At 53.6% G+C, this 15429-nt stretch carries 13 protein-coding genes; 9 read left to right on the top strand and 4 right to left on the bottom strand.

The features are described from left to right. Positions 1-121: 121 nt before the first annotated feature. On the top strand, positions 122-997 hold the full coding sequence (locus tag QLG07_RS07160; protein ID WP_048915950.1) for a PHP domain-containing protein: 876 nt from the start codon (positions 122-124) through the stop codon (positions 995-997). Positions 998-1030: 33 nt separating this feature from the next. Beyond that, complete coding sequence (locus QLG07_RS07155; RefSeq protein WP_048915951.1) at positions 1031-1651, top strand: L-threonylcarbamoyladenylate synthase; 621 nt, start codon at positions 1031-1033, stop codon at positions 1649-1651. Between the two features lie 55 nt (positions 1652-1706). Here the strand turns inward: QLG07_RS07155 and QLG07_RS07150 are convergent, their stop codons facing one another. Beyond that, complete coding sequence (locus QLG07_RS07150; RefSeq protein ID WP_048915958.1) at positions 1707-2321, bottom strand: trypsin-like peptidase domain-containing protein; 615 nt, start codon at positions 2319-2321, stop codon at positions 1707-1709. Positions 2322-3296: 975 nt separating this feature from the next. Here QLG07_RS07150 and rluB point away from each other — a divergent pair. Further along, complete coding sequence (rluB, locus tag QLG07_RS07145; protein WP_048915952.1) at positions 3297-4208, top strand: 23S rRNA pseudouridine(2605) synthase RluB; 912 nt, start codon at positions 3297-3299, stop codon at positions 4206-4208. A gap of 43 nt (positions 4209-4251) precedes the next feature. Here the strand turns inward: rluB and cobO are convergent, their stop codons facing one another. After that, entirely contained in the window at positions 4252-4842 is a 591-nt protein-coding gene (cobO, locus tag QLG07_RS07140) for a cob(I)yrinic acid a,c-diamide adenosyltransferase (protein WP_099754614.1), read from the bottom strand. Then, positions 4842-5603: a YciK family oxidoreductase gene (locus QLG07_RS07135; protein WP_282468877.1), complete on the bottom strand. Its 762-nt coding sequence runs from the start codon at positions 5601-5603 to the stop codon at positions 4842-4844. Before QLG07_RS07135 ends, cobO begins: the two co-directional genes overlap by 1 nt. 226 nt (positions 5604-5829) lie before the next feature. On the opposite strand from QLG07_RS07135, the gene sohB reads away from it, so the two are divergent. After that, positions 5830-6879 carry a protease SohB gene (sohB, locus tag QLG07_RS07130; RefSeq protein WP_282468876.1) on the top strand — a complete coding sequence of 350 codons (1050 nt, stop codon included), beginning with the start codon at positions 5830-5832 and terminating at the stop codon, positions 6877-6879. 41 nt (positions 6880-6920) lie between these two features. Here the strand turns inward: sohB and QLG07_RS07125 are convergent, their stop codons facing one another. Beyond that, positions 6921-7169, bottom strand: coding sequence for a DUF2498 family protein (locus tag QLG07_RS07125; RefSeq protein ID WP_048915956.1), 249 nt, complete (start codon positions 7167-7169; stop codon positions 6921-6923). Positions 7170-7578: 409 nt separating this feature from the next. On the opposite strand from QLG07_RS07125, the gene topA reads away from it, so the two are divergent. From topA to acnA, 5 genes are all read left to right on the top strand, one after another. Beyond that, positions 7579-10179, top strand: coding sequence for a type I DNA topoisomerase (gene topA, locus QLG07_RS07120; RefSeq protein WP_048915957.1), 2601 nt, complete (start codon positions 7579-7581; stop codon positions 10177-10179). 225 nt (positions 10180-10404) lie between these two features. After that, positions 10405-11379: an HTH-type transcriptional regulator CysB gene (cysB, locus tag QLG07_RS07115; RefSeq protein ID WP_048915959.1), complete on the top strand. Its 975-nt coding sequence runs from the start codon at positions 10405-10407 to the stop codon at positions 11377-11379. A 502-nt stretch (positions 11380-11881) separates the two neighbouring features. Then, the gene (locus tag QLG07_RS07110) at positions 11882-12040 is read left to right on the top strand and encodes a YmiA family putative membrane protein (protein WP_099754619.1); all 159 of its coding nucleotides are present in this window, start codon (positions 11882-11884) and stop codon (positions 12038-12040) included. A gap of 2 nt (positions 12041-12042) precedes the next feature. Further along, positions 12043-12207, top strand: a complete 165-nt coding sequence (locus QLG07_RS07105; protein WP_099754620.1) for an AraC family transcriptional regulator — start codon at positions 12043-12045, stop codon at positions 12205-12207. Positions 12208-12713: 506 nt separating this feature from the next. Then, positions 12714-15395: an aconitate hydratase AcnA gene (gene acnA / locus QLG07_RS07100; protein WP_282468875.1), complete on the top strand. Its 2682-nt coding sequence runs from the start codon at positions 12714-12716 to the stop codon at positions 15393-15395. The last annotated feature ends 34 nt before the right edge of the window (positions 15396-15429 follow it).

Raw genomic sequence — 15429 nt, 5'->3', positions numbered from 1 at the left:
TTTGCTTGTGAACTTGCGTACTAGTTAACTGGTTCGCGGCAAAAAAGTCAATACTCTTTTTCCCTCAGTGGCAAATGTCGGTATCATGCTGCGATACTTCCCCGCGTTTTCCGGAGCCGTTTTGACAGCAGTCGCCACCTCAGTCAGTTCTTTCCCTATTTACGATCTCCACAGCCACACTCGCGCTTCCGATGGTCTTTTGACCCCGGAGCAGCTGGTATTGCGGGCAGTAGAGCACCGTGTGGGCGTGCTGGCCATTACTGACCATGACACCACCGCAGGTATTTCAGCCGCGCGTGAGGCGATTGCTCAGCATCAATTGCCACTCCAGCTGATTAACGGTGTGGAAATCTCCACCCTGTGGGAAAACCACGAAATCCATATTGTTGGCTTGGGAATTGATATCGAACACCCGGTGATGGTGGCGTTTCTGGCGCAGCAGGCCGAGCGGCGCATGGCGCGGGCGCAGCTGATTGCTGAGCGGCTGGAGAAAGCGCATATTCCCGGCGCGCTTGAGGGGGCGCTGGCGCTGGCCGAAGGCGGGGCGATTACCCGTGGTCACTTCGCCCGTTTTCTTATCGCGCAGGGCAAAGCAGACAACATGCAGCAGGTATTCAAAAACTACCTGGCGCGTGGCAAAACCGGCTATGCGCCGCCACAGTGGTGTACAATTAAACAAGCTATTGATGCTATTCATCATTCTGGCGGCCGTAGCGTGCTTGCCCATCCGGCGCGTTACGGGCTGTCGGCTAAGTGGCTGAAGCGCCTGCTGGCGCATTTCAGCGAGCAGGGTGGCGAAGCGATGGAAGTGGCGCAGTGCCAGCAGGCTCCGAACGAGCGCAGCCAGCTGGCGCGCTATGCACAGGATTATCAGCTGGCGGCGTCGCAGGGGTCTGACTTCCATCAGCCCTGTCCCTGGATTGAGCTGGGGAAAAAATTATGGCTACCTGGCGGTGTTGAAGCCGTGTGGCTAAGATTTCCTGAAATCGCACAATGAACCCGCGCAGAAAGCGCAGGTGAGAGGTTAGTTATGAGTCAATTTTTCTATATTCACCCGGATAATCCCCAGCCGCGCCTGATCAAGCAGGCGGTGGAGATGTTGAACAAAGGCAGCGTGATCGTTTATCCCACCGATTCCGGTTATGCGCTGGGCTGCAAGCTGGAAGATAAGAACGCGATGGAGCGTATCTGCCGCATCCGTCAGCTGGATGGCAACCACAACTTTACCCTGATGTGCCGCGATCTGTCTGAGCTGTCTACCTATGCTCACGTAGACAACACGGCATTTCGCCTGATCAAAAACAACACGCCGGGCAACTACACTTTTATACTCAAGGCGACTAAAGAAGTGCCGCGTCGTCTGATGAGCGAAAAGCGTAAAACCATCGGCCTGCGCGTGCCGTCTAACCCCATTGCGCTGGCGCTGCTGGAAGCGCTGAATGAGCCGATGATGTCGACGTCGCTGATGCTGCCCGGCAATGACTTCACCGAGTCGGATCCGGAAGCTATTCAGGATGAGATCGGCAAAATTGTCGACCTGATTATTCACGGCGGTTATCTTGGGCAGCAGCCGACCACCGTTATCGATTTAACGGAAAATACGCCGGAAGTGATCCGTGAAGGCGTGGGCGATATTCAACCCTTCCTTTAAGTGCAATTAACAGGCTCTGATGCGTGAGCCTGTTATTATTTATCGCTTAGTGTTATCACGATGTAGATTTTTCCAGCCACTCTTTAAAATCCTGATACGGAATATACAGCGAGACATCCTTAAGCGGAACTGGAGATTTCTTCGGTCGTTTTAACTCATTTGTAAAGCCAATAATGACGCCGCCGATGGTATCATCGCTGTTATAAACGGCGCCGCCGGACATCCCTTTCACCACGCCGGCATTCGATGCCATTGCCACGCACGGGCGCTTATTCCACTCATTACGTATCCCGGTCAGCGTGAGATTAACGCCGGATGATTCAACCGGCATGGCGGAAATAAAGCTGTAACCGTACATTTTAACCGACTCGCCGATTGCGCCATCGCGGAATTTCGGCAGGGTTTTAATGTCGTTCTTGTGGTAGATAATCGCGAGGTCGCAGTAAGGGTGGTAGGCCTTTACCTTCTGCACGGAGAGCTTGGCCACGTGCGCCGCAGTCAGGCTGTACTCAGGAGTGATAGGAATGCTGGTGCCGAGCGAACCGATACCGAGGACGGTCGGAATGCCGGTAAAATTCATGTCTACACGTTTCATAGCTTCGCTGCTGTAGTCATATTTGCCTACAGAGCAGCCGCTCAGTATTAGCATAGCCAATACCGGCAGGGTCATTTTAATTTTCATAATTGTCACATTCTTGTCGGACACGTCAGTAAGATCCCTGGTGAGGAGTAATGACGTGTAATGCCGATGCTGACTATATATCAGCGTATTTTAATGGGAACTTACGCTCCCGATTCGTGCCAACGAAGAAAATAAATCAAAGAATTTGTGTTACACGATGAACGTGTATTTATAATATATATTTAACAATCTATTTATATGGCGCTCTTCTGCCTGAGTGAATTCTACACAAACTTATTAGCCAGGCAAATTAATTAAAGGTCAAAAAAGGTAAAAGTCTAAATCATCCAGCGTTAACTCAATCCACGATATTTATAAACTGACTATTTGATGTTGAAGCTAATGTATCTTTTACACTAACTCTGCTTTGCAGCATAAAAAACTGCGCTGTCAAAATAAAATGGTGCTTAAGACCATGAAACTGCATAAATGTAGGTTAGCAATCTGGATTCGTTCAGCGATGCTGGAGTATTTGCTGGCAGCCTAACGCTGGGGCGGCCTGTAGCGCTGTTAGCCATACAGAAATATGCCCGGGCAAGTCGCTGTATTTACGCTAATTTCAGCAGAATGAGAATGAAGTATCATGCCTGAACTGATTAGCATTTAACGTCTTAAAACGATAAGCCACTGTTAAATCTTATCAATGCAAAATGAAATGATTTCAACCGTAAACGTGCGCAAACCGGTCTGAGCACGCCGCAACGGCAAAAGATGCTGCCTGCGCGCCTCGCGACAGGGATGTATTGATGCCGGTGCCAGACTGCGCTACACCAAATCAGCAAACTCCGGCTATAGCGTTATGATTGGCAAGGCAGATAGTGTAGAATGCGCTTCCCTGAAAAAGCGGGTCGCGAAACAGCATGGCTGCCTGGGGTAGCAGGCTGATATTCGTGCGAATCTCCACTTTGATGGCACCATCTTACCAATTAATGACGCCTGGGAAGGCGACACAGAGGTAGCTCCATGAGCGACAAGAGCGAAAAGTTACAGAAAGTATTAGCACGCGCCGGGCACGGTTCCCGTCGTGAAATCGAAACCATGATCTCCGCCGGGCGCGTCAGCGTTGACGGCAAGCTGGCCACGCTGGGTGACCGCGTTGAGCCAAGCGCATCTATGAAAATCCGCATCGACGGTCACGTTGTGCCGGTCAGCGAATCCATCACTGAAGTCTGCCGCGTACTGGCTTATTACAAGCCGGAAGGCGAACTCTGCACGCGCAATGACCCGGAAGGGCGCCCGACGGTATTTGACCGTCTGCCAAAACTGCGCGGCGCGCGCTGGATTGCCGTTGGTCGTCTGGACGTTAACACCTGCGGTCTGCTGCTGTTCACCACCGACGGTGAGCTGGCTAACCGCCTGATGCACCCGAGCCGCGAAGTTGAGCGCGAATACGCCGTGCGCGTATTCGGCGCTGTCGACGACGATAAGATCAAACAGCTGAGCCGTGGTGTGCAGCTGGAAGATGGCCCGGCGGCGTTTAAAACGCTGAAGTTTACCGGTGGTGAAGGGATCAACCAGTGGTACAACGTTACGCTGACCGAAGGGCGTAACCGCGAAGTGCGCCGCCTGTGGGAAGCGGTTGGCGTGCAGGTCAGCCGTCTGATCCGCGTGCGTTACGGCGATATCGATCTGCCAAAAGGCCTGCCGCGCGGTGGCTGGACCGAGCTTGAGCTGGGTCCGACAAACTACCTGCGTGAGCTGGTGGGTCTGGATGCAGAAACCGTCAGCAAGGTCGCGGTGGAGAAAGATCGTCGTCGCACCAAGGCGAATCAGATCCGTCGCGCCGTTAAGCGCCATACTACGACGGCGAAAGCCAGCAAGCCAGGCAGCAATCGCCGCCCGACGAAGTCGTCTAAGCGCCAGCAGCAGGGCTAAACGACTGACAGGGGCCGGGCATCATGCCCGGCCCTTTTTTTTTCTACCAGTCAATTCCCTGCTGTGCCTGGATCCCGGCATCAAACGCATGCTTAACCGGGCGCATTTCACTGACCGTGTCCGCCAGCGCCAAAATCTCCCGATGACATCCGCGACCGGTAATGATGACGCTCTGATGAGCAGGGCGCTGCTGCAGGGCGGCAATCACTTCTTCCAGCGGCAGGTAGTCAAAACTCACCATGTAGGTCAGCTCGTCCAGCACCACCAGGTCGAGAGTCGGATCCTGCAACATGCGTTTGCCGTGCTGCCAGACGGCCAGGCAGGCGGCGGTGTCCGTTGCACGATTCTGCGTATCCCAGGTAAAGCCGGTCGCCATCACCTGAAACTCGACGCCGTGCGGTTCCAGCAGATTGCGCTCGCCGTTTGGCCATTCGCCCTTGATAAACTGAATCACCCCGACGCGCTTCTGGTGGCCAACCGCCCGGCTGGCGGTGCCGAATGCCGCCGTGGTTTTCCCTTTGCCGTTGCCGGTAAATACCATCAGAATGCCGCGCACTTCGGTAGCCGCAGCGATGCGCGCATCAACCTGATCCTTCAGTTTTTGCTGCCGCTGCTGGTGGCGATCTTCGGCCATTATTCTGCCGCCCCGGGCTTGCGCCCCGGCTGGGCGTCAAAGCTGGTGCCGGTTTTGCGTTTGCTGTCATCACCCATCAGCCACAGATAGAGTGGCATAATGTCGGCGGGAGTTTTCAGCTTATTGGCATCTTCCTGCGGGAAGGCACTGGCACGCATTTTGGTACGCGTGCCGCCGGGATTAATGCAGTTAACGCGAAGCTGGCGTGGGTCATACTCTTCTGCCAGCACCTGCATCATGCCTTCGGTGGCGAATTTGGACACCGAGTACGCCCCCCAGCCGGCGCGGCCCTGGCGGCCCACGCTGGAAGTGGTGAACACCAGTGAAGCCCCCTCAGCTTTTAATAGCAGGGGCAGCAGCGCCTGCGTCAGGAAGAAGGTGCCGTCAATGTTGACGCGCATCACCTGCTGCCAGACAGCGGGATCCTGCTTATCCATCTGCACCACCTCACCGAGCAATCCGGCGTTGTGCAGCACGCCATCAAGTCGCGGCAGCTTTTCGGCAATAGCTTCTGCCAGCTGCTGGCAGCTTTGCGCCGTGGCGGTTTCCAGATCGAGGGTAAACCACAGTGCCGGAGCCTGACTGCGCTGGTTAACCTCGTCACAAACCTGTTGCAGTTTTTCCGCATTGCGCCCCAGCAGAACCAGCTGAGCGCCGTAGCGGGCATACGTCAGCGCGGCTTCGCGGCCAATGCCGTCGCTGGCCCCGGTGACAAGAATAATACGGTTATTGAGCAGATCGCTTTTCGGTTGATAGTGCACAAAGAATTCCTCTGGCGATGGGGGGATTTCCGCAGGGCGGCTGATAGTATGGCCTGTTGTAAACCCTTGCGCGGACTGAATAAAGTGATTTATGCCTGAAAAAGTGGGTGAGTTCAATCAGCGCTTTAGCATATTCATGTGCTGTTACCGGGTTACAGGCGACTCAACGCGGGGACTCCGCTACACTAGAGCTATCTATAACATAATGTAAATTAAGGCGGATTGAGTGGATCTACTCTCTTATTATGGACTCTTCCTGGCAAAAACCATCACCGTGGTGATTGCTATCGTGGCAATTGCGGTGGTGATCGCCAATCTTGCGCTGCGCAAACGCGCGCAGAATGGCCAGCTCAAGCTCACTCAGCTGGGCGAGAAGTACAGTGATATGCAGGACGATATGCGCCTGGCGAAGATGAAGCCGCATCAGCAAAAACAGTGGCACAAAGAGCAGAAGAAAAAAGAGAAGCTGACGGCGAAAACGGCCAAACAGCAGGCGAAGCTGGGCCGCCCGGAAGAGAAAGCCAAATCCACGCTGTACGTGCTCGATTTTAAGGGCAGCATGGATGCCGGCGAAGTCTCTTCGCTGCGTGAAGAGGTTTCTGCGGTGATGGCGGTGGCAGCACCGGGTGACGAAGTCCTGCTGCGTCTTGAAAGCCCGGGCGGCGTAGTTCACGGTTATGGACTGGCTGCTTCACAGCTGCAGCGCCTGCGTGATAAGGGTATTCCGTTGACGGTAGCCGTGGACAAAGTCGCCGCCAGCGGCGGGTATATGATGGCCTGCGTGGCGGACCGTATCGTCGCCGCGCCATTTTCCATTATCGGTTCCATCGGCGTGGTGGCGCAGATCCCTAACTTCAACCGCCTGCTCAAGCGCAATGAAATTGACGTTGAGCTGCACACCGCCGGCGAGTTCAAGCGTACCCTGACGCTGTTTGGTGAAAACACCGAAGAAGGGCGTGAAAAATTCCGCGAAGATCTTAATGAAACCCACCTTCTGTTTAAACAGTTCGTGCATCAGATGCGCCCAACGCTGGATATCGACAGCGTGGCGACCGGGGAACACTGGTACGGTACCCAGGCGCTGGAGAAGGGACTGGTGGATGCGATCGGCACCAGTGACGATCTGATCATCGATCGGATAGAGAAACATCAGGTGATCGGCGTGCGCTATGCGCGGCGCAAAAGCATGATGGACCGCTTCACCAACAGCGCCACGCTGAGCGTTGAACGCCTGCTGCTGCGTATCTGGCAGCGCGGTGAAAAACCGCTGCTGTAACTGCCACGGTTCACCCTTCTTAACGCCCGCACGCGCGGGCGTTATTTTTCCAGCCGGTAGCGCGCCGAGAGATTCACCGCCAGCGCTTTATAGACGTTAAACACCGTGGTGCTCTTTGCCGTCGCCAGGCCCTGGTCATCAAGATAGTAGTTGCCGCGAAATACCAGGACGTCTCCCTTCTGCTCGACATCATCAACGCTCAGGCCAGTGAAATAGTCTGGATGGTTGACGATCATTTCCCGGGCCAGCGCCAGCAGATGTTCACGATTGACGGCTTGCTGTTGTGACATGGTCCTTTTCCTTCTTTATATAGTCATTTTCTGGCCGCTATTGTACGCCAGCCCCTTAAATCCGCAATCTTTGTAGTGATATACAAAAGTGACTCTTTTTTCTTAGTTTTCTGGCGTAAATGGGGCATGGATGCTAATTAAGTTGCGTAACAGATTTTATCAGGTAGAGTGTGGGCGTTTCGGGTTCCGGGCGTAAAACAGACTTTACGCCTTGTTAGAGATTCGCTTAACAGGTAGTAAAAAGTACCGTTAATCAACGTGTTGTAACGTCAGATTTCGCACTGGAATCGATGAAAAAGTTGTTCGGGTTGAATTCATTTTCCCCAATAACCTTATCCTTAGTGCGCTGCGTAGCTTCAGGAAGACGGCACAACTTACTCTCGGACGTTTTAATCAGGTAAAGGTAACTATGGGAAAAGCTCTCGTAATAGTTGAGTCCCCGGCAAAAGCCAAAACGATCAATAAATATCTCGGTAATGACTACGTGGTGAAATCCAGCGTGGGTCACATCCGTGATTTGCCGACAAGTGGATCAACAGTTAAAAAGAGCGCTGACTCTACAACCAGTAAAACCGGCAAGAAGGTCAAAAAAGACGAAAAGACTGCCCTCGTTAACCGTATGGGCGTCGATCCTTATCACGGCTGGGATGCGAATTATCAAATCCTGCCAGGTAAGGAAAAGGTCGTTGCTGAACTGAAAGCACTGGCCGAAAAAGCTGACCACATCTATCTCGCAACGGACCTTGACCGCGAAGGGGAGGCCATTGCATGGCACCTGCGGGAAGTGATCGGTGGCGATGAATCACGCTACAGCCGCGTGGTGTTTAACGAAATTACCAAAAACGCTATCCAGCAGGCATTCGAAAAGCCGGGTGAGCTGAATATTGACCGCGTCAATGCTCAGCAGGCACGCCGCTTCATGGACCGTGTGGTCGGTTATATGGTCTCCCCGCTGCTGTGGAAAAAAGTCGCACGCGGCCTTTCTGCGGGGCGCGTACAGTCAGTCGCCGTTCGCCTGGTGGTTGAGCGTGAACGTGAGATCAAAGCGTTTGTCCCGGAAGAGTATTGGGATCTGAATGCCGACCTGACTACGCCGAAAGGCGTTGACCTGCCAATGCAGGTGACTCATCAGGCCGACAAACCGTTCCGCCCGGTTAATCGTGAGCAGACTTATGCTGCCGTTAGCCTGCTGGAAAAAGCCCGCTACGTGGTGGCCGATCGCGAAGACAAGCCAACCAGCAGTAAGCCAGGCGCACCCTTTATTACTTCTACGTTGCAGCAGGCGGCAAGTACCCGCCTTGGCTTCGGCGTGAAGAAAACCATGATGATGGCGCAGCGTCTGTATGAAGCGGGTCATATCACCTATATGCGTACTGACTCTACCAACCTGAGCCAGGATGCGGTGGGCATGGTGCGTGGCTACATTGAGGATGAATTTGGCGCGAAATACCTGCCGAAAGCCGCCAATGTTTACAGCAGTAAAGAGAACTCTCAGGAAGCGCACGAGGCCATCCGTCCTTCGGATGTCAAAGTGCAGTCTGAGCAGCTGAAAGATATGGAAACGGACGCGCAGAAGCTGTATCAGCTGATCTGGCGCCAGTTCGTGGCCTGTCAAATGATGCCAGCGCAGTACGACTCTACAACACTTACCGTAGAAGCGGGCGATTTCAAACTGAAGGCCAAAGGGCGCACGCTGCGCTTTGACGGCTGGACACGGGTAATGCCGGCGCTGCGTAAAGGTGATGAAGATCGCGTACTGCCACCGGTTGAAGTAGGCAGCGAACTGAGCCTGCAGCAGTTGGTACCCAGCCAGCACTTCACTAAGCCACCGGCGCGTTTCAGCGAAGCTTCGCTGGTGCGTGAGCTGGAAAAACGCGGTATTGGTCGTCCTTCTACTTATGCTTCGATCATCTCAACGATTCAGGATCGTGGCTATGTGAAAGTGGAAAGCCGCCGCTTCTACGCTGAGAAAATGGGCGAGATCGTTACTGACCGTCTGGAAGAGAACTTCCGTGAGCTGATGAATTACGACTTCACCGCGCACATGGAAGACAATCTCGATAAAGTAGCGAACAACGAAGCGCAGTGGAAAGCCGTGCTGGACAAGTTCTTTGGCGAATTCAGCCAGCAGCTTGAGCAGGCAGAGAAAGACCCGGAAGAGGGCGGCATGCAGCCGAACCAGATGGTGTTGACCTCTATTGACTGCCCGACCTGTAGCCGTCAGATGGGTATCCGTACCGCCAGTACCGGGGTATTCCTCGGCTGTTCCGGCTACGCGCTACCGCCGAAAGAGCGCTGTAAGCAGACCATTAACCTGATCCCAGAGAATGAAGTACTGAATATTCTCGAAGGGGATGATGCGGAAACTAACGCGCTGCGCGCCCGCCGCCGCTGCCAGAAGTGTGGCACCGCGATGGACAGCTACCTGATCGACCCCTCGCGCAAGCTGCACGTCTGTGGTAACAACCCGGAATGTGACGGTTACGAGATCGAGCAGGGCGAGTTCCGCATTAAGGGGTACGACGGGCCAATCGTTGAGTGTGAAAAATGCGGCTCTGAAATGCACCTGAAAATGGGGCGCTTCGGCAAGTACATGGCCTGCACCAACGACGACTGTAAAAACACGCGTAAAATTCTGCGCAACGGCGAAGTGGCGCCACCGAAAGAAGATCCGGTGCCGTTACCTGAGCTGCCGTGTGAGAAGTCAGATGCTTACTTCGTGCTGCGTGACGGTGCTGCCGGCGTATTCCTTGCGGCGAATACCTTCCCTAAATCGCGTGAAACCCGCGCGCCGCAGGTTGAAGAGCTGCAACGCTTCCGTGACCGGCTGCCCGAAAAGCTGCGTTACCTGGCCGATGCTCCGGCAACGGATGCCGATGGCAACAAAGCCGTGGTACGCTTCAGCCGTAAAACAAAACAGCAGTATGTCAGCACCGAGAAAGACGGCAAAGCCACCGGCTGGTCCGCCTTCTATGTTGACGGTAAGTGGGAAGTGAGCGCGAAGAAATAATTTGTTGCTTCCCCCAGTGAGCGAGCCGCCTCGTGCGGTTCGCTCACGCTTCATCTTCCTCACGCTTTCCCCTTCCGATGCTATACATATCCCACTTTTTTGATATAGTTGTTATAGATAACACCTTTCTTATTATCAATTTGCATTAGACCGTGAACCCGATCGCAGCGCGAGCTTGCTGACGGGGATTCGGCGCGTTGCTTCAAACCCTGGATGGAATGAAAAATGAAATTGCAGCAGCTGCGTTACATCGTTGAAGTGGTGAACCATAACCTCAACGTCTCTTCAACGGCCGAGGGCCTGTATACTTCACAGCCCGGCATCAGTAAGCAGGTGCGCATGCTGGAAGATGAGCTGGGCATCCAGATTTTCGCCCGCAGCGGTAAGCACCTGACTCAGGTTACGCCCGCCGGGCAGGAGATTATCCGCATCGCGCGTGAAGTCCTGTCAAAGGTTGATGCAATCAAATCCGTGGCGGGTGAGCATACCTGGCCTGATAAAGGCTCACTGTACGTGGCGACCACGCATACGCAGGCGCGCTATGCACTGCCAAACGTGATTAAAGGCTTTATCGAACGCTATCCGCGCGTCTCGCTGCATATGCATCAGGGCTCGCCAACGCAGATTGCTGAGGCCGTGTCGAAGGGAAATGCCGACTTTGCCATTGCCACTGAAGCTCTGCATCTTTACGACGATTTGATCATGCTGCCGTGCTATCACTGGAACCGTGCCATTGTCGTCACGCCTGACCATCCGCTGGCGGCGAAGAGCAAAGTGTCGATTGAAGAACTTGCAGAATATCCATTAGTCACCTACACCTTCGGTTTTACGGGCCGTTCAGAACTGGACACGGCGTTTAACCGTGCCGGGCTGACCCCACGGATTGTCTTTACTGCAACCGATGCTGACGTGATAAAAACCTATGTCCGGCTGGGACTGGGGGTAGGGGTAATTGCCAGTATGGCGGTGGACCCCGTATCCGACCCTGACCTGGTGAGAATTGAAGCGACCGACGTCTTTAGCTACAGCACCACCAAAATTGGCTTCCGCCGCAGCACCTTCCTGCGCAGCTATATGTATGACTTCATCCAGCGCTTTGCGCCGCATCTGACGCGTGATGTTGTTGATACTGCTGTAGGTTTACGCTCGAATGAAGATATTGAAGCGATGTTCAAAGACATCAAGCTGCCGGCAAAGTAGTAACCCACAATATTATTGATGATATAAGTGGGTCGCTTGCGGCCCACTTTTTTTATGATTGGTGCCACCGATTACTGCAAACGTTAACCCCATTTCATTATTTTTTCGTAAATGAAACATGTATCACATGTTCCTTCATTGTTATTTCTTAAATGAGAAACAGTACACACTTTTCATTGTCGCTCTTTGCGCCAGGATAGGATGATTCTCATACTCTAGTTAAAAGGAGTGGAGATCGCCTGTGGCCTGAGGCGTGCTAAATTTATCTCTAATTTAGGCTGGACCTAATAGAGGGGCCAATGCAACCAGTTTGGGTTAAGGAGTAATTATTCCCCTTAAGTTAATTTAGCGTTTTTAATTAATCTTTTTGATGCTTGATAAATCCTGTTAATCGTTTTGTTCAATAAAAATTACTGGATTTTGCAACACAGAATGTTTAGGATTCATCCTAATTTCTGATTGGTTCAAACAATCGTTTTAATGAGAGTGATTATCAAAAACTATGGCTACTAGATTATCTGTACAACCCGACTTCGGGGACAAAACCATCAAGGTTGAGCGTAACAGCAATCTGAAACGCAAAGCCTGGCTCACGGTATTCGCTGCTTCCTCATTGTTCTGGGTTGTGGTTGCTTTATCTGTCTGGCGTATTTGGGGGTAACAATGCAACTTGGACTGCACGATCGTAAAGCACAGCAGGTACGCAAAACCGAGCGTTTTTGCAAAGGCAAAAATGACACTCAGGATTCGATTCCAGCCTCATGGAATCTGAATGAACTGCAGCGTAATTTTATTGAGTCAATGTTCGAAGACAAGAAAGCCAAATAAGTCACGACGTGACTATTTCCCAGGCAACCTTGCCGGGCATTATTATTAAAACAGATTCATTTAATCTTAAGACCGAACCACTGGTCAGGGCTTCTTGACGCCCAATTCTGATGGTAACGCCATCATTTAACGGTGAAATCCTTGTGGTAGATGCCGAGGGTTTAATGCGGTACGTTTTGGCCAGCAGTGGCCTGAGAGAGAATATGATGAATTTAACCCAAATTACCTGGTTCAGCACCTGGACATTTTCAGCCCTGTTCTGGACTAGCGCGTTATGGCTTGCAATGGTGATGCGTTAATCGCGCCTTTAATTAAAAGCTTAGCGTAATAAACAATAACGCCCTGCTGACCTTTACAGCGGGGCGTTTTGTTTTTTAATTTTCATTTTGTTTCAGCTGTTGTCAATTAGTGTTGTTATCAAAACGTTGCTGCCGAGTTGTGCTATGTTTAATCAAACCTTGCAATCACTAAGGTTATGATTATTCGAGCGCACGAATGGAGGAGCAATGTCGACAACATTAAGCCAAATCACTCAAGACACGCTGGAAGTCAACGATCAGCGCTACCATTTCTACAACCTCACGAAAGCACAATCAGAGCTGGGCGACATCAGCCGCTTACCCAAATCAATGAAAGTCCTGCTGGAGAACTTGCTGCGCTATCAGGATGGCGATTCCGTCACGGCGGAGGACATCAGCGCACTTGCCGGCTGGCTTAAAGACGCCCATGCCGACCGGGAAATAGCCTATCGCCCGGCACGAGTTTTAATGCAGGACTTTACTGGAGTGCCGGCGGTGGTCGATCTTGCGGCCATGCGCGAGGCGGTTAAGCGTCTCGGCGGTGATGTTGCCAAAGTCAATCCACTGTCGCCCGTCGATCTGGTCATCGACCACTCCGTCACCGTGGACCACTTTGGCGACGACGACGCGTTTGAAGAGAACGTGCGCCTGGAGATGGAGCGCAACCACGAGCGCTACGTGTTCCTGCGCTGGGGGCAGAAAGCCTTTAACCGCTTCAGCGTGGTGCCCCCGGGTACCGGTATCTGTCACCAAGTAAACCTTGAGTATCTCGGCCAGGCCGTCTGGCACGAAGAACAAAATGGCCGCCAGGTCGCTTACCCCGACACGCTGGTTGGCACTGACTCGCACACCACGATGATCAATGCGCTCGGCGTACTGGGTTGGGGCGTTGGCGGCATTGAAGCCGAAGCGGCGATGCTCGGCCAGCCGGTGTCGATGCTGATCCCGGATGTGGTGGGCTTCAAATTAACCGGCAAGCTGAAAGCGGGGATCACCGCCACCGACCTGGTGTTAACCGTTACGCAGATGCTGCGTAAGCACGGGGTGGTTGGTAAGTTCGTTGAGTTCTATGGCGACGGGCTGGATGACCTGCCGCTGGCCGACCGTGCGACCATTGCCAATATGGCGCCAGAATATGGTGCAACCTGCGGCTTCTTCCCGGTCGATGACATCACCCTCAGTTATATGACGTTGACCGGGCGCAGCAGCCAGCAGATTGCGCTGGTCGAGGCCTACGCGAAGGCGCAGGGGCTCTGGCGTAATAGCGGGGACGAACCGGTGTTCACCAGCAGCCTGGCGCTGGATATGGGCGTGGTTGAGTCCAGCCTCGCCGGACCGAAGCGTCCGCAGGACCGTGTGGCCCTTGGCGATGTGCCTGCTGCCTTCCGCGCCAGTAATGAACTGGAAGTGAATCGCGCGCAGAAAGATCATAAAGCCATCACTTACCGCGACAGCCACAGCGGGCAAGAATATCAGCTGGAAGACGGTGCGGTGGTCATCGCCGCTATCACTTCCTGTACCAATACGTCAAACCCTAGCGTGCTGATGGCCGCCGGCCTGCTGGCGAAAAAAGCCGTGTCGCTTGGGCTGAAACCAAAACCGTGGGTTAAGGGTTCACTGGCACCTGGCTCCAAAGTGGTGTCTGACTATCTGGCCAGCGCGGGGCTGACGCCCTATCTCGATAAGCTTGGCTTTAACCTTGTCGGCTATGGCTGTACCACCTGCATCGGTAACTCGGGTCCGCTACCTGCAGAGATTGAGAGCGCGATTAAGCAGGGCGATCTCACCGTGGGCGCCGTGCTGTCCGGCAACCGTAATTTTGAAGGGCGCATTCATCCGTTTGTGAAAACTAACTGGCTGGCTTCACCTCCGCTGGTTGTCGCCTATGCGCTGGCGGGCAATATGACCCTGAATCTGCACAGCGATCCTATCGGCGCAGACACCACCGGCAAACCCGTTTATCTGAAAGATATCTGGCCGTCGCCGGAAGAGATTGCCGAAGCGGTACTGTTAGTATCGACCGATATGTTCCACAAAGAGTATGCCGAAGTCTTCGAAGGCACCCCGGAGTGGCAGCAGATCAAAGTCAGTGAGGCGGCGACCTATGACTGGGATGAGGGCTCTACTTATATTCGTCTCTCGCCGTTCTTTGATGACATGGGCAAAGAGCCGAAGCCGGTGCAGGATATTCACGGCGCGCGCGTACTGGCAATGCTGGGAGACTCGGTGACCACTGACCATATTTCGCCTGCGGGCAGCATCAAGGCGGACAGCCCTGCCGGGCGCTACCTGCTGGAGCATGGCGTGGAGCGCACGGACTTTAACTCCTACGGTTCGCGCCGTGGTAATCACGAAGTCATGATGCGCGGAACCTTCGCCAATATTCGCATCCGCAATGAAATGGTGCCGGGCGTGGAAGGGGGCATGACCCGCTTTATCCCGGGTAATGAGCAGATGGCGATTTATGATGCCGCTATGCGCTATCAGCAGCAGGGTACGCCACTGGCGGTGATTGCGGGTAAAGAGTACGGCTCCGGTTCCAGCCGCGACTGGGCAGCGAAAGGCCCGCGTTTGCAGGGCGTGCGCGTAGTCATTGCTGAGTCGTTCGAACGTATCCACCGCTCGAATCTGATTGGTATGGGTATTCTACCGCTGGAGTTGCCGCAGGGCGTAACCCGCAAGACGCTGAAGTTGACCGGGGATGAACTGATCGATGTCCACGACCTCAACCAACTGCAGCCGGGAGGGAGCGTCAAAGTGACCTTGACCGACGTGGATGGGGCTAAGGAAGTGCTGGAGATGCGCTGTCGTATTGATACCGGTAATGAGCTGACCTATTACCAGAATGACGGCATTCTGCACTATGTGATCAGGAATATGCTGGATTAACGCGAGTCAGAAGAGAGAGCGGGCCAGGACAGGC

Origin of the sequence: Erwinia sp. V90_4, assembly GCF_029967685.1 — a bacterium.
GTDB lineage: Bacteria > Pseudomonadota > Gammaproteobacteria > Enterobacterales > Enterobacteriaceae > Erwinia > Erwinia aphidicola.
Note: the sequence above shows the minus strand (reverse complement) of the source record. Positions and strands in the feature narration are given on the sequence as shown.

Excerpts from the sequence above, each read along its gene's own strand:
- QLG07_RS07155 (WP_048915951.1), top strand. The coding sequence starts at position 1,031 with ATGAGTCAATTTTTCTATATTCACCCGGATAATCCCCAGCCGCGCCTG.
- QLG07_RS07150 (WP_048915958.1), bottom strand. The coding sequence starts at position 2,321 with ATGACCCTGCCGGTATTGGCTATGCTAATACTGAGCGGCTGCTCTGTA.
- rluB (WP_048915952.1), top strand. The coding sequence starts at position 3,297 with ATGAGCGACAAGAGCGAAAAGTTACAGAAAGTATTAGCACGCGCCGGG.
- cobO (WP_099754614.1), bottom strand. The coding sequence starts at position 4,842 with ATGGCCGAAGATCGCCACCAGCAGCGGCAGCAAAAACTGAAGGATCAG.
- QLG07_RS07125 (WP_048915956.1), bottom strand. The coding sequence starts at position 7,169 with ATGTCACAACAGCAAGCCGTCAATCGTGAACATCTGCTGGCGCTGGCC.
- topA (WP_048915957.1), top strand. The coding sequence starts at position 7,579 with ATGGGAAAAGCTCTCGTAATAGTTGAGTCCCCGGCAAAAGCCAAAACG.
- cysB (WP_048915959.1), top strand. The coding sequence starts at position 10,405 with ATGAAATTGCAGCAGCTGCGTTACATCGTTGAAGTGGTGAACCATAAC.
- QLG07_RS07110 (WP_099754619.1), top strand. The coding sequence starts at position 11,882 with ATGGCTACTAGATTATCTGTACAACCCGACTTCGGGGACAAAACCATC.
- QLG07_RS07105 (WP_099754620.1), top strand. The coding sequence starts at position 12,043 with ATGCAACTTGGACTGCACGATCGTAAAGCACAGCAGGTACGCAAAACC.
- acnA (WP_282468875.1), top strand. The coding sequence starts at position 12,714 with ATGTCGACAACATTAAGCCAAATCACTCAAGACACGCTGGAAGTCAAC.